The following is a 17,935-nucleotide window of genomic DNA, read 5'->3' as shown; positions in this document are numbered from 1 at the left end:
CGTCGGGGCCGCTTGTCGTCCGCGCCCGGCCGCAGCGGCGTCCGGCGCGCGTGCCGCCGTCTCCCGAACGCCCCGCACCACCCCGACGGGTAGTTCGAGAGAAACAGTTGACTGTAAACAGTGAACGGGGCTAGTGTCATGCCATCGGCACCCGCCGACCCACTCGATGACGAGGAGGAGCAACGATGCCCCGTCCCCACGCCCCCCGCCCGATCGCCGCACTCGCCGCGATCGGCATCGGCGCCGCCGCACTGGTCGGCTGCTCCGCGAGCACCCCGAGCACCGACGGGAGCGCGGCTCCCGAGGAGTCCGCGGCCTCGACGTTCCCCGAGGGCGACATCCGCCTGATCATCCAGGCCAACCCCGGTGGCGGCTCCGACCTCTCGTCCCGCGCGCTCGCCGCGGAGCTCGAGCAGATCCTCGGCGTCTCGGTGATCGCCGAGAACATGCCCGGCGCCTCCGGCGCGCTCGCGATGGAGTACGTCGCTTCGCAGCCCGCCGACGGCACCGTCATCGGCTTCGGACCGGTCGAGATCGCGATGCTCAACACGACGCAGGGCGCCGACGTGCTGCCCGAGAACTACGACTTCCTGGGGCAGATCATGCTCGCCCCCGGCGTCATCTCGGTCGCCGCCGACAGCGACATCCAGACGCTCGAGGACCTCGTCGCACGCTCGGAGGAGGCGCCCCTCACGGTCGCCAACTCCGGCGCAGGCTCGATCTGGGAGGCCGCCACGCTCGGCCTCGGCGACGTCACCGGCGCGCAGCTCACCCCCGTGCCCTACGACGGCGGCGCGACCGCGGTCTCGGCCGCGGCATCCGGCGAGGCCGACGCGGCCGTCTCCGGCCTCGGCGAGGCGCTCGCCCAGGAGGGCGCCGTCCGCGTGCTCGCCGTCATGCACGGCGAGCGCCACCCGAAGGCGCCCGACGTCGAGACCGTCGAGGAGGCGCTCGGCGAGGAGGTCGCGTTCGGCGGCTGGGGCGGCATCTACGCGCCGGCCGGTCTGCCGGAGGACGTGCACGCCACCCTCGAGGACGCGATCGCGCAGGCCGTCGAGAGCGAGAGCTACCAGCAGTTCCAGGACAACTCGGGCAACCTCGTCGTCTACCGGGACTCCGAGGAGTTCACGACCTTCGTCGAGGACCAGTTCGGCATCTTCCAGGACCTCCTGGGCTGACGCCTCGGGGCGGCCGGGCCGAGCCCGGCCGCCCCATCCCCGTCGCGCGGGCTCCAGCCCGCCGGCCCGCGCTGCCGACCGGGCAGCCCCTTCCGCGCGACTGCTGAGGAGTCGACGATGACGGACACCGCACCCGCACCCGCACCCGCGCGTCGCTGGACGCGCGACACCGCGATGGACCTGGTGGTGTCGCTCGCGCTCCTCGCGCTCGCGATCGCCTACCTCGTGCTCTCGTCGCAGATCGAGCTGCGCCGCGAGGCGGCGCCCGGCCAGATGGACGCCCGGGCGTGGCCCATGTTCCTCGGCGTCGCGGCCGTCGTGACCGCCGGCCTGCTCGTGCTGCGCACGATGCTGCGCGGTGCCGATCCGCGCGACGAGATCGAGACGGCCCAGCCGGGCGGCCTCCTCCGCGTCGGCGGCACCATGGCGATCGCGCTCGCCTACCTGGCGCTCTGGGCCGTGAACGACCTCGTGCTGCCCGGCATCAGGATCCCCGTGTTCCCGATCGCGACCGCCCTCGCGGTCGTGGCCCTGCTGCTGCTCTACGGCCACCGCGGCTGGAAGGGCCTCGTCATCTACCCGATCGCGCTCGCAGCCCTCAACTGGGTGCTGTTCGCGATGCTGCTGAGGATCCCCCTGTGAACGCATTCGTCGACGGCATCTCGGCCCTGCTCGAGATCAACGTCATCATCGCCCTCGTCGTGGGCATGGTCCTCGGCATGCTCGTCGGAGCCTTCCCCGGCCTCACCGCGACCATGGTCGTCGCGCTCGCCGCCGGCTTCACCATGACGATGGAGCCCGTGCAGGGCCTCGCGGTGCTGCTGTCCATCTACGTCGCCGCCAACTTCGGCGACCGCGTGCCGTCCATCCTCGTGAACACGCCGGGCACGCCCGCCTCGATCGCGACGACGCTCGACGGCTACCCGATGGCGAAGCAGGGCAAGGCGGGTCTCGCGCTCACTGTCTCCGCGCTCGTCTCGGCCGTCGGCATCCTCGCGTCGATCATCCTGTTCTGCGCCGCCGCCGTGCCGATCGCCTCCTTCGCGCGGTCGTCGTTCAAGAGCCCCGAGCTCTTCGCGCTCGTCGTCTTCGGCATCGCCGTGATGATCGGCATCTCGTCGAAGTCGATGCTCAAGGGCATCCTGGGCGGCCTCATCGGCCTCATGCTCGGCACCGTCGGCGCCTACTCGGCCACGGCCGACCAGCGCTTCACGTTCGGCGTGCTCGAGCTGCAGGAGGGCCTCAACTTCATCGCCGTCATCATCGGCCTCTTCGGCATCGCCGAGCTCTTCGACCAGCTGCTCACCCACACGAAGTCGTCGGTGCGGCCCATCTCGAGCCTCGGCCGGTGGTGGCCGAACCGCTCGGAGCTGCGCCAGACCGGTCGCGCGGTCGCCGTCGGCGGCGGCGTCGGGCTCGGCGTCGGCCTCATCCCCGCCGCGGGCGGCGACATCGCCGGCCTCATCGGCTGGGAGCGCGCCCGCCGCGTCTCGAAGACGCCCGAGCGCTTCGGCAAGGGCTCGCTCGAGGGCCTCGCCGCGGCCGACACGGCCTCGAGCGCGACGCTCGGCGGCTCGCTCACGACCACCATGGCGCTCGGCGTCCCGGGCGACTCGGTGATGGCGGTGATGATCGGCTCGATGATCATCTGGGGCATCGCCCCGGGCCCGAGCCTCTTCACCAACCACCCGGACCTCGTCGTGTCGATCGCCGGCATCATGCTGCTCGCGACCCTGCTGTCGCTCGGCCTGAGCCTCGTGCGCATGAAGGGCATGGTGCGCCTGCTCGACGTGCCGCAGCCGTACCTGTGGAGCGGCATCCTCATCTTCTGCATCGTCGGCACCTACGCGACGACGAACAGCCTCTCGACGGTGCTCACGATGCTCGTGTTCGGCGTGGTCGGGCTGATCTTCAAGCGGATCGAGATGCCCGCCGGTCCCGTCGTGCTCGGCCTCCTGCTCGGGCCGCTCGCGGAGGAGAACCTCGCCCGCACGCTCGCGATCCTGCCGACGCGCCCCTTCCTCGAGGTCGTGAGCCCCATCGCGCTCGCCCTGCTCGCGCTCGCGGTGCTCTCCGTCGTCGTGCCGGCCGTCCGCTCGAGCATGCGATCGCGACGCGATCGGACCTCGCTCGCCGAGCGCCTCCGCGAGGAGGCGGCGGCGGAGGCCGCCGAGCCCGGCACCACCGGACCCGACACCGACCAGACCGACCCTGCCGGCGCCGCCAGCGCGCCCGGCGCCGACACCCGACGGAGCTGACGTGCCCCACGACATCCTGACCGCAGTCCCCACCTCGTTCCTGCCCGGCGGCGAGCTCGACGCCGAGGGCAGCCGTGCGATCCTCGAGCACGTCGGCCGCTCCGGCAACGAGGGCGCCTTCGTGCTCGGCACGACCGGCGAGTTCCCCGTCATCGAGGAGGAGGAGTTCACGACGCTCACGCGCCTCGCCATCGACACGCTCGGCGGCACCATGCGCGTCGTCGTGCACATCGGCCACCCGAGCGCGTACGGCGCCCTGCGCCGCCTCGCGATCGCCCGCGCCGCCGGCGCCACCGAGGTCGCCGCGATCACGCCCTACTACCTGCCGGTGAGCGACGAGGCGATCCTCGACTACTTCGCGCAGCTGTCCGCCGCGTCCGACGGCATCGCGCTGTGGGTCTACGTCTACCCCGCGCGCAGCGGCAACCACGTCTCGCCCGCGCTGCTCGCGCGGCTCGCGACGCTGCCGAACGTGGTGGGCGCGAAGGTGAGCGAGCTCTCGCTCGACGAGATCCAGGCCTACCGCGATGCGGTGCCGGAGTCCTTCGTGCTCTACACCGGCGCGGACCGCGACCTCGTCGCCGCCGCCGGGTCCGGCGCGCAGGGCGTGGTCTCGGGCGTGAGCTCGGTGCTGCCGCGGCCGTTCCGCGCGCTCGCCGGCGCCGCCGCGAGCGGTGACGCGGCCGAGATCGACCGCGCGCAGCACGACGTCGACGACGTCGTCGCCATCATCGGCGGCGACATGGCGCGCATGAAGGAGGCGCTGCGCATCCTCGGCGTCGCCGACGGCACCTGCCGCATGATGCTCGACGCGCCGGACGAGGCCGCCATCGCCGAGATCCACCGCGTCGTCGCCGCGTACCGCTGACACCAGGCGGCGCGAGCGCGCCGCGAGGAAGGACACCCGTGACCACCTACACGTTCCCCGAGCGGCGCGTCGCCGCCGAGGCCGCGCCCCGCACCGTCTACGCGGTCGCCTCCGGCGATCTGCGGCTCGCCGCGAACACCACCTGCTGGCCCGCCCAGCAGGCGTTCGAGGCGCAGGTCGGCGCCGCGCTCGAGTCGCACGGGTGGGCGATGCAGCGCGCCCACGAGGTCGACCCCGAGACCGGGCACGGCTTCATCGACTCGCAGGCGAAGGGCATCCGCGTCTTCCGCGACGTGCCGAAGGATGCGCCGGTCGTCGTCGTCGACGCCGTCTGGCAGTACAGCCACCACGTGCTCGCGGGCCTGCGCGCGCACCGCGGACCGATCCTCATCGTCGCCAACTGGTCCGGGCAGTTCCCGGGCCTCGTCGGGCTGCTCAACCTCACCGCGAGCCTCACGAAGGCCGACATCCCGCACTCGATCCTCTGGAGCGAGGACTTCACCGACGCGTGGGCGCGCACGAGGCTCGCGGAGTGGCTCGAGACCGGCACGATCGCGCACGCGACCGAGCACGTGCGCGACCTCCCGGCGCTGCCCGAGAGCGAGGAGGCCCGCCTGGGCACCGAGCTCGCGGCGCAGCTGCGGGACGACCACGCGGTGATCGGCGTCTTCGACGAGGGCTGCATGGGCATGTACAACGCGATCATCGACGACGAGATGCTCAACCCGACCGGCATCTACAAGGAGCGCCTCTCGCAGAGCGCGCTGCTGGCCGAGATGGACCGCGTGCCGGACGCCGAGGCGGAGGGCGCGCTGCGGTGGCTCGAGGACGCCGGGCTGACGTTCCACTGGGGCGAGGACGACGCGACCGAGCTGACGCGCGCGCAGGTGCTGAGCCAGATGCGGATGTACATCGCGGCGCTCCGCATCGGCGACGACTACGGCGTCGACGCGATCGGCATCCAGTACCAGCAGGGCCTCAAGGACCAGTGCGCCGCGTCCGACCTCGCGGAGGGGCTGCTCAACAACGTCGAGCGCCCACCGGTGCGCTCGCGCGACGGCGAGCGGGAGCTGTGGGCCGGCGCGCCGCTGCCGCACTTCAACGAGGTCGACGAGGGCGTCGCGGTCGACGCGCTCGTGACGAACCGGGTGTGGACCGCGATGGGCTTCGACCCCGCCACCACGCTGCACGACATCCGCTGGGGCGAGGACTACGACGGCGAGTTCGTGTGGGTGTTCGAGATCTCGGGCTCGGTGCCCGCGAGCCACAACGGCGGCTACGACCGCTCGTACTCGATGCGCCAGGTGCCGATGTTCTTCCCGAAGGGCGGCGGCACGCTCTCGGGCGTCTCGAAGCCGGGCGAGATCGTCTGGTCGCGCGTGTTCGTCATGGACGGCGCGCTGCACGTCGACATCGGCAGGGCGCACGTCGTGGCGCTGCCCGAGGAGGAGACGCAGCGCCGCCTCGAGTCGACCGACCGCCAGTGGCCGATCATGCACGCGGTGCTGCACGGCGTGAGCCGCGACCAGCTGATGGCGCGCCACAAGTCGAACCACATCCAGGTCGCCTACGCGCCCGACGCGGAGGCTGCCGACCGGGCGCTCACCGCGAAGGCGGCGATGTTCGCCGGCATGGGCATCCGCGTGCACCTCTGCGGCGACGTCGCCATCTGACCCGCACGGCGAAGGGCCCGGCGCAGCGCTGCTGCGGCGGGCCCTTCGTGGCGGGCGGCGTCAGACGGCCGTGTAGCCGCCGTCGACGAGGTGGTAGCTGCCGGTGATGAAGCTGGCGTCCTCGGAGAGCAGGAACGCGGTGAGCGCGGCGACCTCCTCGGGCGTGCCGAGCCGGCCGAGCGCGTGCTTCGCGGCCATCCCGTCGCGCGCCGCCTGGTCGAGGTTCTGCTCGAGCAGCGGCGTGAGGATGTAGCCAGGGCCGACGGCGTTGATGCGCAGGCCCTCGGGGCCGTACTCGACGGCCGCGTTCTTCGTCAGCCCGACGACCGCGTGCTTCGTGGCCGTGTAGGCGCTGCTCATGGGCGCCGCGACCGAGCCGTGGATCGACGCCATGTTGACGATCGCCGACTGCTGCGGGTGTTCGAGCATCGCCGGGATCTGCGCGCGCATGCCGTGGAGCACGCCGGTGAGGTTGACGTCGACGACCTTCTGCCACGCCTCCGGCGCGATGTCGGCCGTGCGGGCCGGGGCACCGCCGATGCCGGCGTTGTTGACCGCGAGGTGCAGGCCGCCGTAGGTCTCGACCGCGGTGCGGACGACGCGCTCGGCGTCCTCCGCGGAGGCCACGTCCTGCTGCACGGCGGTCGCGGTGCCGCCTGCGGCGACGATCTCGTCGACGACCCGCTGCGCCGCGTCGATGGCGATGTCGGTCACCACGACCTGCGCGCCCTCGCTCGCGAGCCGCTTGCTCACCGCCTCGCCGATGCCCGAGCCGCCGCCCGTCACGAGTGCCACCTTGCCGTCGAACCGTGCCATCGTCCTGCTCCTTCGTCTCGAGCGCCCCGCGTGGGCGCACCATGAGGTGCAACGCGCGGGCGCGCGAAGGCTTCCGGATGCTCGCCGAGGGCCGAACCCGGGCGCGTCACCGAGGCGCGGCCGCCTCAGGCCCGGTGCCGGGGGCGGTACTCCCGCAGCTCGTGCGTCGCGCGGACGAGCGCGCGCAGCTCCTCGAGCGACTCCGGTGCCGCGCCGAGCGCGCGCGCCTGCACGAGCACGTTGCCGATCGCGGTGGCCTCAACCGGGCCGGCGACGACGGGGAGGCCGGTGCGGTCGGCCGTGAGCTGGCACAGCAGCGCGTTGCGCGCGCCGCCGCCGACCACGTGCACGCGCTCGATCGCCTGCCCGCTGATGCGCGCTGCATCCCGCAGCGTGACGGCGTAGCCCTCCGCGAGCGACTCCAGGATGCAGCGCACGACCTCCGCGCGGCCGCGCGGCGGGCGCTGCCCGCGCTCCTCGAACCATGCGCGGATGCGCTCCGGCATGTCGCCGGGCGGGTAGAAGACCGCGTCGGTCGGGTCGAAGACCGGCACGGCCCAATCGACCGCCGCGGCGGCCTCGAGCAGCTCGGGCAGCCCGAGCCGCTCGCCCGCCGCCTGCCACGTGCGCACGGCCTCGCTGAGGATCCACAGCCCCATGACGTTCTTGAGGAACCGCGTGCGGCCGTCGACGCCGCCCTCGTTCGTGAACGAGGCGTCGAGCGCCTCCGCGGTCGCGATGGGCGCCGGCGTCTCGATGCCGACGAGCGACCAGGTGCCGCTCGAGATGTAGGCGCCGCCCGGCTCCATCGGCACCGCGACGACCGCGGACGCGGTGTCGTGCGACCCGATCGCGAGCACGTCGGGCGCGCCCTCGATGCCGAAGTGCGCGCGCGTGACCGCGTCGATGGGCGCGAGCCGCGTGCCGGGCTCGACGACCTCCGAGAGCAGCGTCGGGTCGATGCCCAGCATGCCCATGAGCTCGGTGTCCCACGTGCCGTCGAGGCGCATGAGCCCCGTCGTCGACGCGTTCGTGCGCTCGGTGACCATCCGCCCGGTCATCCAGTAGCCGAAGAGGTCGGGCAGCATGAGCAGCCGGTCCGCCGCCTCGAGGAGGCCGCGCTCGCGGTCGACCATGAGCTGGTTGATCGTGGTGAACGGCATCCGCTGCAGCCCGCAACGAGCGTAGAGCTCGGGCTGCGCGATGACCGCGTCGACGAGCTCGAGCCCGTGCGCCGTGCGGTCGTCGCGGTACGAGAAGGGGATGCCGAGCAGGCTGCCGCGCCGCAGCAGCCCGTAGTCGACCGCCCACGAGTCGACCGCGACCGAGGCGAGCGACGCATCCCGCGACGCGGTCGCGACGCCCTGCAGCGCCGCGTCGTAGAGCGCCAGCACGCTCCAGTGCAGGCCGTCGCCGATCTTCACCGGCCGGTTCTCGAAGCGCGCGACCTCGTCGAGCCGGAGCGTGCTCGGCCCGACCTCTGCGCGCACGACCCGGCCGCTCGTCGCGCCCAGGTCGATCGCGGCGACCGTCGCCGTCATCGCAGGAACGCGGCCGCGACGCCCGAGTCGACCGGCACGTGCAGGCCGGTCGTGTGGCTGAGGTCGGGGCCGGTCAGCACGGCGACCGCGTTGGCCACGTGCTCGGGGAGCACCTCGAGGCCGAGCAGGGTGCGGCCGGCGTAGTACTTGCCGAGCTCCTCCTCCTTGACCCCGTAGACCTCCGCGCGCGACGCGCCCCAGCCGCCGGCGAAGATGCCGGAGCCGCGCACGACGCCGTCCGGGTTGATGCCGTTCACGCGCACGCCGTGCTGGCCGAGCTCCGCCGCGAGCAGTCGCACCTGGTGCGCTTGGTCGGCCTTCGTCGCGGAGTAGGCGATGTTGTTCGGGCCGGCGAAGACGGCGTTCTTCGACGAGATGTAGACGATGTCGCCGCCCATGCCCTGGTCGATGAGCGCCCGCGCCGCGGCGCGCGAGACGAGGAACGAGCCCTTCGACATCACGTCGTGCTGCAGGTCCCAGTCGGCCTCGGTGGTCTCGAGCAGCGATCGCGAGAGCGAGAGGCCGGCGTTGTTCACGACGAGGTCGACGCCGCCGAACGCGAGCACCGTCGCGTCGACCGCCGCCTGCACCTCCTCGGCCTTCGTCACGTCGCACCGCACGCCGATCGCGACGTCGGTCGAGCCGAGCTCGGCCGCGGCGGCCTGCGCCTTCTCGAGGTCGAGGTCGGCGATCACGACGCACGCGCCGTCGGCCGCGAGCCGGGTGGCGATGGCCTTGCCGATGCCGGATGCGGCACCCGTGACGAGCGCGACGCGGCCGGCGTGCGAGCGCGGCTTCGGCATCCGCTGCAGCTTCGCCTCCTCGAGCGCCCAGTACTCGATGCGGAACTTCTCCTCGTCGGAGATGGGCTGGTAGCGCGAGAGCGCCTCGGCGCCGCGCATCGCGTTGATCGCGTTGATGGCGAACTCGCCGGCGACGCGGGCGGTCTGCGCGTCCTTGCCGAACGAGAACATGCCGACGCCGGGCACGAGCACGATCGCCGGATCGGCACCGCGGATCGCGGGGGAGTCGGCGGTCGCGTGGCGCTCGTAGTAGGCGGTGTAGTCGGCGCGGTAGGCCTCGTGCAGCGCGACGAGCCGGGCGCGCACCTCGTCGATGGGTGCATCGCCGGGCAGGTCGAGCACCATCGGCTTGACCTTCGTGCGCAGGAAGTGATCGGGGCACGACGAGCCGAGCGCGGCGAGCCGCGGGTGCTCGCTGCGCGAGAGGAAGTCGAGCACGACCTCGTCGTCGGTGAAGCGGCCGACCATCGGGCGGTCGGTCGACGCGAGCCCGCGCAGCTGCGCGGCGATCTCGGCCGCGCGAGCGCGCCGGGCCTCCGGCGCGAGCGGGCCGAAGCCCTCGAGCGGCGCACCGAGCGGCTCGGGCCTGCCGTGCTCCGCGATGTACGCCTCGGCGGTGCGGATGATCCGGAGCGAGCGCTCCTCGCACTCGTCGCTCGTGGCGCCCCACGCCGTGATGCCGTGGCCCCCCAGGATGCAGCCGATCGCCTCGGGGTGCGCGCGCTGGATCTCGCGGATGTCGAGGCCGAGCTGGAAGCCGGGGCGGCGCCACGGCACCCACACGACCTCGTCGCCGAAGATCTGCCGCGTGAGCGCCTCGCCGTCGGCGGCGGTCGCGATCGCGATGCCGGCGTCCGGGTGCAGGTGGTCGACGTGCGGCTGCTCGACGAGCGCGTGCATCGCGGTGTCGATCGAGGGCGCCGCGCCCCCCTTGCCATGCAGGCAGTAGTCGAACGCGGCGACCATCTCGTCCTCGCGCTCGACGCCGGGGTAGACGGCCTCGAGCCCGCGCACGCGGTCGAGCCGCAGCGCGGCGAGGCCGGCGGGCGTGAGCGTGCCGAGGTCGCCGCCGGAGCCCTTCACCCAGACGAGCTCGACGTCCCGGCCGCTCGCGGGATCGGTGGCGACGCCCTTCGCGGAGGTGTTGCCGCCCGCGTAGTTGGTGTTGCGCGGGTCGGCGCCGAGCCGGTTGCTGCGCGCGATGAGGTCGTCGATTGCCTGGTCCATGTCGTCTCCGTCGTCGATGCCGTCAGTGCCTGCGATGGCGGCGCTCATGCGCCCCAGCCGGCCTGCGTGCCGCCGACCCGCTCGGCGGCGATGCGCTCGAGGTAGCCGGAGTCGAGGAACGCGCGCATCGGGTTCTCGGGCAGCCCCTTCGCGGCGCGGTGCTCGGCGAGCAGCGGCCGCACGTCGGTCGCGTAGGCGTCCATCATGATCTCGTTCGCGAGCAGCACGTCGCAGTCGCGGCGGGCGAGGGCGAGCGCGTCGGTGTCGAGCGAGAGCGCCTTCGCGATCGCCTCCTGCACGTTGAGCACGCTGCGGATCTGGCCGGGCACCTTCGCCTCGATGTTGTGGCACTGGTCGAGCACGAGCTGCACGTCCGGGTCGCCGTAGCCGCCGCCGGCGATGAGCTCGACCACGATGCGGAAGAGCTGGAACGGGTCGGCCGCGCCGACGATGAGGTCGTCGTCGGCGTAGAAGCGCGAGTTGAAGTCGAAGGCGCCGAGCTTCCCGAGGCGCAGCAGCTGGGCGACGATGAACTCGATGTTCGTGCCGGGCGCGTGATGGCCGGTGTCGAGCACGACCTTCGCGCGGTCGCCGAGCGCGAGGCAGTGCACGTAGCTCGTCCCCCAGTCGGGGATGTCGGTGTGGTAGAACGCCGGCTCGAAGAACTTGTACTCGAGCACCATGCGGTGCTCCTCGTCGATCTCGGCGTAGATCTGCGCGAGCGACTCGGCGAGCCGGTCCTGGCGCTCGCGGATCGAGTCCTGGCCGGGGTAGTTCGTGCCGTCGGCGAGCCACACCTTCAGGTCGCGCGAGCCGGTGGCGTGCATGACCTCGATGCACTCGAGATGGTGGTCGACGGCCTTGCGGCGGATGCGCGCGTCGGGGTGGGCGAGCGAGCCGAACTTGAAGTCGTCGTCCTGGAAGGTGTTCGAGTTCACCGTGCCGAGCGCCACGCCGAGGTCCTCGGCGTGCCGGCGCAGCGCGTCCCAGTCGTCGACCTTGTCCCACGGGTAGTGCAGCGCGACGGTCGGGGCGAGGCCGGTGTGGCGGTGCACCTCCGCCGCGTCGGCGAGCTTCTCGAAGGGGTCGCGCGGGGTGCCGGGCGTCGTGAACACGCGGAAGCGCGTGCCCGAGTTGCCATAGGCCCAGCTGGGGACCTCGATCTGCAGCCGGTCGAGCTGCGCAGGTGTGGGGGTGACGGCCATGTCAGCTCCTAGGGGATGGGTCGAGCGCGGCGAGCTGCGCGTCGAGGTCGAAGGCGAGCGGGATGAGCTCGAAGGATCGGTCGGCGGGCGCGTCGAGGCCCTCGAAGAAGGGCTGCATCTCGGCCTGCCAGCGCGCGTTCACGTCGCGGTCGGCCATGCCGGCGAGCGACGCGTCCAGGTCGCGCGTCGTGAAGGTGCCGATGCACGTGCCGTCGTCGGCGACGAAGATCCGGTAGTCGTGCCAGCCGGTCTCGGCGAGCGCCTGCAGCATCTCGGGCCAGACGGCGGCGTGGCGCTCGCGGTAGGCGGGGACGAGTTCCGGTCGCACGCGGAGGCGGAAGCAGACGGGACGCATGCGGTCGGCGGAGGTCGCGGCGGGCGTGATCGCCATGGTCGCTCCTGTCCTCGTCGACGTCGCGGCGGCCGGGGCGGCTGCGCGAATGGGGTGCTCGTTGCGAGCCAGCATGCCCGGTAGCAGTTTCGAACGCAAGCCCAAATGTTGCGATTTGGTATCGCTCGCTTGCGAAAGCGGTTTCGGATGCGTACTGTCGCCAACATCACCGACAAGGGAGACGTTGTGGTCAGTCGTGAGGCGAGCATCCTCGATGCGCTCGGAGCCGTGGGCTCCGTGGCCGTCGCCGAGCTCGCTCGCGACCTCGGGGTCTCCGAGGTGACGATCCGCAAGGACCTCGACGCGCTCGAGCGCCGGCAGCTGCTGCGTCGCACCCGCGGTGGAGCCGTGCTGCCAGAGCGCGGCGACGAGGGCGCCTTCCGCGACCGCCTGCACCGAGAGTCCGCCGCGAAGCTCGCGATCGCGGCCGAGGCGGCGGCGCTCGTCGACGACGGCGACGTCATCGCGCTCGACACCTCGAGCACCGCGCACCACCTCGCCCTCGAGCTCGTGCAGCGCCAGGGCCTCGTCGTCATCACCCAGTCGCTGCCCACCGCGATGGTGCTGCTCGAGCGCTCCGACGCCCGCGTCATCATGCCCGGCGGCACGCTGCGCCGCGAGAGCTCCGGCCTCGTCGGCCCCATCACCGACGCGCTCGTCGGCCGCGGCCGCATCGACAAGGCCTTCGTCGGCGTCGTCGGCCTCTCCCCGGAGCGCGGGCTGCTCGAGCTCGCGACCGACGAGGCCGTCTCGAAGCAGGCGCTCGTCGCGGCGAGCGACGCGGTGCACGGCCTGTTCGACTCGAGCAAGACGCGCGGCTTCGCGCTGCACTCGTTCGCTCGCGCCGACGAGGTGACGAGCCTCATCACGGATGCGGGCGCATCCGACGACTTCGTCGAGGACTGGAGAGCGGTCGGCGTGCCCGTCACGCGCGTTCCCGTCCCCGGCGGCCAGACGACCGGCACGGCGCCGGTCCAGGCGCGGACGGGAAGCACCCGTCGCCCCACCCAGAAGGAGCATCGATGAAGATCTCACGCAAGATCGCGGGAGCACTGGCGCTCTCGGCGGCGGCTGCCGTCGTCCTCGCCGGCTGCACGTCGCGCAACGAGCCCGGCGAGTCCGCCGCACCCGGCGCCTCCGGCGGGACCGACGGTGCGAGCGCCGAGGGCCTGACCATCGCGTTCGTCCCCAAGCTGCAGGGCATCCCCTACTTCGAGGCCATGAACACCGGTGGCCAGCAGGCCGCGGAGGAGCTCGGCTTCGAGTGGCTCTACCAGGGCCCGACCACCGCCGACGCGGCCGCGCAGGCCGACATCGTGCGCTCGTTCATCCAGCAGGGCGTCGACGTGCTCTTCGTGGCGCCGAACGACCCCAACTCGATGGCGCCGCTGCTCGAGGAGGCCCAGGCCGCCGGCATCCACGTCGCCACGACCGACACCGACGCACCCGACTCGGTGCGCGAGGTCTTCGTCAACCAGGCATCGGTCGAGGGCATCGGCCAGGCGCTGACCGACACGCTGCTCGAGGCCATGGGCGGCTCGGGCAAGTACGCGATCGTGTCGTGCGGCGAGACCGCGGCGAACCTCAACGCGTGGATCGACGTGCAGGAGGAGTACACCGCCTCGGAGTACCCCGACGCCGAGATCGTCGACGTCGTGTACGCCGGCGAGGACCAGGCCATGGCGACGCAGATGGCCACCGACCTCATGAACAGCAACCCCGACCTCACCGGCCTCGTCGGCGAGTGCACCTCGAGCGCACCGGGCGTCGCGCAGGCCGTGCAGGATGCCGGCCGCACGGGCGAGGTCTTCACGGTGGGCCTCGGCACGCCGCAGTCGATGCTGCCCTACCTCGAGTCGGGCGCGTCGAGCGGCTCGATCCTCTGGGACGTCGAGGCGCTGGGCTACCTCACCGGCTGGGCCGGCGTGCAGCTCGCGAACGACGGCGACCTCGGTGACCTGAGCGGCGTCGACAACGAGGCGCTCGCCGACGCGGAGTACGACGAGGCGTCGGGCGTCCTGCTGCTCGGCCCGCCGACGGTCTTCACCGCCGAGAACGCCGGGGACTACGACTACTAGTCACCGGCTCGGATGACCCGGGTGCCACGGCCATCGTGGCGCTCGACAGCCGGGGCGCGGCTCGCGCCGCGCCCCGGCACCCCCTCACGCGTTTCCCGCTCGCACCACCGTGACCGACCCGGCGACGACGCCGACCAGGAGCACCATGACCGACACCGCCCAGCGCACCGACCCGGCACCGGGTCAGGGCCCGACGCCGAGGCTCGAGATGCGCGACATCTCCAAGCGCTACGGCGGCGTCCGCGCCATCCGCCACGCCGACATCACCGTGCGGCCCGGCACCGTCCACGCGCTCGTGGGCGAGAACGGCGCCGGCAAGTCGACGCTCATCAAGATCCTCGCGGGCGCCGAGCGCCCCGACACGGGCACGATCGCGATCGACGGACAGGACGTGTCGATCGGCTCGACGACCGACGCGATCGCGCTCGGCGTGCAGACGGTCTACCAGGAGCCGCAGCTCTTCCCCGAGCTCACGGTGGCCGAGAACTTCTTCGTGGGCCGCGAGATCACCCGCGGCCCCACCATCGACTGGCGCGCGCAGGCGCCGCGCATGCTCGAGCTGCTCGACACCGTCGGGCTCGACCGCTCGCTCGCCTCCCAGCCGCTCGGTGCGCTCTCGATCGCGAAGCAGCAGCAGGTGTCGATCGCGAAGGCGCTGCTGGAGCAGGCGAGCGTGCTGATCCTCGACGAGCCGAGCGCGATCCTCACCGACGCCGAGATCGAGGTGCTCTTCGGCGTCGTGCGGCGGCTCGCCGCGGACGGCGTCTCGATCATCTACATCAGCCACCGACTCGACGAGCTCTTCCGCATCGCCGACGAGGTCACCATCATGCGCGACGGCGAGACCGTCTCGTCGCAGCCGATCGGCGAGCTGACCGTCCGCGAGATCGCCGAGCGCATGGTCGGCGGCGAGATCGCCGAGGGCGTGCACAAGGAGGGCGAGCACGGCGATCTCGTGCTCGAGCTCGAGCACCTCACGCTCGACGGCGCCTTCTCGGACGTGTCGCTGTCGGTGCGCGCCGGCGAGGTCGTCGGCCTCTATGGGCTCGTCGGCTCCGGCGCGGCCGAGGTGGGCGAGGTCGTCTACGGCATGCGCGCTGCGAGCTCGGGCCGCATGCGCGCCGCGGGAGACGACCGGCACCCCGCGACGCCCTCCGAGGCGAAGCGCCGCGGCATCCGCATGGTGCCCGCCAACCGCTCGTCGCAGGGCTCGTTCTCGTTCCAGCCCATCGCCTTCAACATCACGATCGGCTCGCTCGGCCTGCTCGGCAGGCTCGGCTGGGTCTCGCCGAAGGCCGAGCGCCGCATCTCCGACGACCTCATCCGGCGCCTCGCCGTGAAGACGCCGTCGGGCCGCCAGCCCATCGGCGCCATGTCGGGCGGCAACGCCCAGAAGGTCGTCCTCGCGCGCCAGATCGTCGAGCAGCCCAGGCTGCTCGTGCTCGCCGAGCCCACGCAGGGCGTCGACGTCGGTGCCAAGGAGGAGATCCACCGCATCATCGCCGACCTCGCCGAGCGCGGCACCGCCGTGCTCGTCATCACGACCGACCTCGCCGAGGTGCAGCGCATCGCCGACCGCATCCTCGTGTTCCGGTCGGGCCGCGTCGCGCACGAGTTCCCGCCGAGCGCGAGCCAGGCCTCGCTGCTCGCGGCAGCCGCCGGCGCGGTCGACGACCCCGCCGCAGCGCAGACCGCGACCGGCCAGCCCGTCGCCGACCTGCCCGGTCGACCCATCCCTGGGGAGGAGCCCCGATGAGCACCGACACCGTCGCGCCGGCCGGCGCGAAGCCGCTGAGCCTGCGGCGCATCCTGCCGCCCATCGTCACCGGGCAGGAGATCGTGCTGCTCGGCGTGCTCGTCATCCTGTGGGTGCTGCTCGGCATCTTCACGCCCGCGTTCCTCACGCCCGCATCGATCGGCCCGCTGCTCGTGCAGGTCGCGCCGATCGCGCTCATCGGCGTCGGCATGACCTTCGTCATCATCACCGCGGGCATCGACGTCTCGGTCGCCGCGATGATCATGGTCTCCGCGGTCACGACCGCGCGGATGCTCGTCGCGTTCGACATCCCGGCGATCGCCGCCGTCCTCGTCGCGATCGTCATCGGCGCGGCGCTCGGCGCGATCAACGGCTTCCTCATCGCCTACGGCCGCGTGCACCCGATCATCATCACGTTCGGCACCGCGAACCTCTTCCAGTGGCTCGGGCTGCGGGTCTTCGACTCGTCGACCGTGAACGGCATCCCCTCGACGCTCGAGTTCTTCGGTCGGGGCGGCGCCGGATCCACCCTCGGCGTGCCGCACTCGTTCGCGATCGCCGTGATCGCGGTCGCCGCCGCGTGGTGGTTCCTGCGCTACGCGAAGGCGGGCCGCAACCTGTACGCGATCGGCGGCAACCAGAACGCCGCTCGGCTCGCGGGCATCAAGGTGCAGCCGCGGCTCGTGTGGGTCTACGTCGTCACCGGCGCCCTCGCCGGCCTCGCCGCGTGCATGGTCATCGCGACCGGCACCGCGACGCTCGACCAGTCGGTCGGCTCGGGCAAGGAGCTGCAGGTCATCGCCGCCGTCGTGATCGGCGGCACCTCGATCCTCGGCGGCCGCGGCAGCGTCGTCGGCACGCTGCTCGGCGCGATCCTCGTGCAGACCGTCGTCTCGGGCGTCACCCAGCTCGGCTGGCCCACCCAGCTCGGCTTCCTCTTCGTCGGCATCTTCATCCTGGTGGCCGTCGGCACCGACCTGATCCGCGAGCGAACGAGGAGGCGCGCATGACCGCCGTCACCACCCCCACCACGGCCGACCAGCGCCGCGAGCCCTCGCGCTTCCGCGACTGGATCACCGGCGGCGCCCTCAAGGACCGCGCCGTGCTGCTGCTCGCGCTCATCGTCGTGCTGCTCGTCGCGATGGCGATCCTCGACGGCGTCGGCCTCACGAGCGGCCGCTTCAACAGCGACTACCTCGCCTCGACGCTCATCGCCTACGTGCCGCTCGCGCTGCTCGCGCTCGCCGAGCTCTTCGTCATCACGTCCGGTCGCGGCGGCATCGACCTCTCGGTCGGCTCGATGGTCTCCCTCACGGGCATCGTCTTCGCGATGCTCTACCAGCAGGTGGGGCTGCCGCTCGCGGTCGCCGTCCTGCTCGCGGTCGCGTTCGGCGCGCTGCTCGGCGCGGTCAACGGCTTCCTGACGGCCTACCTCGGCTACCCGGCGCTCATCACGACGCTCGCGACCTTCTACGCCTACCGCTCGATCGCGCTCGTCGTGAGCGAGCAGCGCCCGATCTCCGGCCCCGAGATCTCGGAGTTCTACAGCGCGGCGAAGGCGATCGAGCTGCCCGTCATCGGCGGCGGGCTGCCGCTCGTGCCGCTCGGCGTCTTCACCTTCCTGCTGCCCGTCGCGATCGTCGCGTGGTTCGTGCTCAACCGCACGACCTATGGCCGCAAGCTCTACGCGATCGGCACGAACGACACGGCCGCGCAGTGGGCGGGCATCGACACGCGCCGCACGCGCATGATGGCCTACGTCACCGCCGGCGCCATCGCCGGGCTCGTCGGCGTCTACACCGTCGCGCAGTTCGCCTCCGCCCGCCCCGACGCGGGCACGAGCGGCAGCGGCATGGCGCTGCCCGCGATCACGATCGCGGTGCTCGGCGGCGTCGCCATCACCGGCGGCATCGGGCGGCTGAGCGGCATCCTGCTCGCCGCGCTGCTGATCGTGTGGCTCAACGCGTCGATCCTGCTCGTCGTGCCCGGCAACGAGGGCGCCCAGGCGCAGCTGCTCGCGCTCGGCGTCGTGCTGCTCGGTGCCTCGCTGCTCTCGAACGCGACGATCCGGCGACGGCAGGGCGGGCTCGCGAAGCCGCTCTCGGTGCCCGGGACCGCCCCGGGCGCCAAGTGACCGCGCG

15 protein-coding genes are annotated in these 17,935 nt (G+C 72.5%); 10 read left to right on the top strand and 5 right to left on the bottom strand.

The window, feature by feature from the left end; all coding sequences use genetic code 11:
• Window positions 1-185 precede the first annotated feature (185 nt).
• The 5 genes from ABIB37_RS04450 (at window position 186) to ABIB37_RS04430 (ending at window position 5,977) form a co-directional block, all read left to right on the top strand.
• Window positions 186-1,178: a tripartite tricarboxylate transporter substrate binding protein gene (locus ABIB37_RS04450; protein WP_354257232.1), complete on the top strand. Its 993-nt coding sequence runs from the start codon at window positions 186-188 to the stop codon at window positions 1,176-1,178.
• Window positions 1,179-1,295: 117 nt separating this feature from the next.
• Window positions 1,296-1,820: a tripartite tricarboxylate transporter TctB family protein gene (locus tag ABIB37_RS04445; protein WP_354257229.1), complete on the top strand. Its 525-nt coding sequence runs from the start codon at window positions 1,296-1,298 to the stop codon at window positions 1,818-1,820.
• Window positions 1,817-3,436 carry a tripartite tricarboxylate transporter permease gene (locus ABIB37_RS04440; protein WP_354257226.1) on the top strand — a complete coding sequence of 540 codons (1,620 nt, stop codon included), beginning with the start codon at window positions 1,817-1,819 and terminating at the stop codon, window positions 3,434-3,436. Before ABIB37_RS04445 ends, ABIB37_RS04440 begins: the two co-directional genes overlap by 4 nt.
• A gap of 1 nt (window position 3,437) precedes the next feature.
• Window positions 3,438-4,304: a dihydrodipicolinate synthase family protein gene (locus ABIB37_RS04435; RefSeq protein WP_354257223.1), complete on the top strand. Its 867-nt coding sequence runs from the start codon at window positions 3,438-3,440 to the stop codon at window positions 4,302-4,304.
• Between the two features lie 38 nt (window positions 4,305-4,342).
• Complete coding sequence (locus tag ABIB37_RS04430; protein ID WP_354257220.1) at window positions 4,343-5,977, top strand: fucose isomerase; 1,635 nt, start codon at window positions 4,343-4,345, stop codon at window positions 5,975-5,977.
• 60 nt (window positions 5,978-6,037) lie between these two features.
• On the opposite strand, the gene ABIB37_RS04425 is transcribed toward ABIB37_RS04430, so the two are convergent.
• From ABIB37_RS04425 to ABIB37_RS04405, 5 genes are all read right to left on the bottom strand, one after another.
• Complete coding sequence (locus ABIB37_RS04425) at window positions 6,038-6,793, bottom strand: SDR family NAD(P)-dependent oxidoreductase (RefSeq protein ID WP_354257217.1); 756 nt, start codon at window positions 6,791-6,793, stop codon at window positions 6,038-6,040.
• Window positions 6,794-6,918: 125 nt separating this feature from the next.
• Complete coding sequence (locus tag ABIB37_RS04420; protein ID WP_354257214.1) at window positions 6,919-8,334, bottom strand: rhamnulokinase; 1,416 nt, start codon at window positions 8,332-8,334, stop codon at window positions 6,919-6,921.
• The gene (locus ABIB37_RS04415) at window positions 8,331-10,364 is read right to left on the bottom strand and encodes a bifunctional aldolase/short-chain dehydrogenase (protein WP_354257211.1); all 2,034 of its coding nucleotides are present in this window, start codon (window positions 10,362-10,364) and stop codon (window positions 8,331-8,333) included. The genes ABIB37_RS04420 and ABIB37_RS04415 overlap by 4 nt, the downstream gene beginning before the upstream one ends.
• A 44-nt stretch (window positions 10,365-10,408) precedes the next feature.
• The gene (gene rhaI / locus ABIB37_RS04410) at window positions 10,409-11,569 is read right to left on the bottom strand and encodes an L-rhamnose isomerase (protein WP_354257209.1); all 1,161 of its coding nucleotides are present in this window, start codon (window positions 11,567-11,569) and stop codon (window positions 10,409-10,411) included.
• Between the two features lies 1 nt (window position 11,570).
• Window positions 11,571-11,960: an L-rhamnose mutarotase gene (locus ABIB37_RS04405; RefSeq protein WP_354257206.1), complete on the bottom strand. Its 390-nt coding sequence runs from the start codon at window positions 11,958-11,960 to the stop codon at window positions 11,571-11,573.
• A gap of 147 nt (window positions 11,961-12,107) precedes the next feature.
• On the opposite strand from ABIB37_RS04405, the gene ABIB37_RS04400 reads away from it, so the two are divergent.
• From ABIB37_RS04400 to ABIB37_RS04380, 5 genes are all read left to right on the top strand, one after another.
• Window positions 12,108-12,986: a DeoR/GlpR family DNA-binding transcription regulator gene (locus ABIB37_RS04400; protein ID WP_354257203.1), complete on the top strand. Its 879-nt coding sequence runs from the start codon at window positions 12,108-12,110 to the stop codon at window positions 12,984-12,986.
• The gene (locus ABIB37_RS04395; RefSeq protein WP_354257200.1) at window positions 12,983-14,038 is read left to right on the top strand and encodes an autoinducer 2 ABC transporter substrate-binding protein; all 1,056 of its coding nucleotides are present in this window, start codon (window positions 12,983-12,985) and stop codon (window positions 14,036-14,038) included. The genes ABIB37_RS04400 and ABIB37_RS04395 overlap by 4 nt, the downstream gene beginning before the upstream one ends.
• A 145-nt stretch (window positions 14,039-14,183) precedes the next feature.
• Complete coding sequence (locus tag ABIB37_RS04390; protein WP_354257197.1) at window positions 14,184-15,794, top strand: sugar ABC transporter ATP-binding protein; 1,611 nt, start codon at window positions 14,184-14,186, stop codon at window positions 15,792-15,794.
• Window positions 15,791-16,804: an ABC transporter permease gene (locus tag ABIB37_RS04385; protein WP_354257194.1), complete on the top strand. Its 1,014-nt coding sequence runs from the start codon at window positions 15,791-15,793 to the stop codon at window positions 16,802-16,804. The genes ABIB37_RS04390 and ABIB37_RS04385 overlap by 4 nt, the downstream gene beginning before the upstream one ends.
• Window positions 16,801-17,928: an ABC transporter permease gene (locus ABIB37_RS04380; RefSeq protein WP_354257191.1), complete on the top strand. Its 1,128-nt coding sequence runs from the start codon at window positions 16,801-16,803 to the stop codon at window positions 17,926-17,928. The genes ABIB37_RS04385 and ABIB37_RS04380 overlap by 4 nt, the downstream gene beginning before the upstream one ends.
• Window positions 17,929-17,935 lie beyond the last annotated feature (7 nt).

The organism is Agrococcus sp. UYP10, from assembly GCF_040547205.1.
In the GTDB taxonomy this organism is placed as follows: Bacteria; Actinomycetota; Actinomycetes; order Actinomycetales; family Microbacteriaceae; genus Agrococcus; species Agrococcus jenensis.
This window is presented reverse-complemented; position numbering and strand designations above follow the sequence as displayed.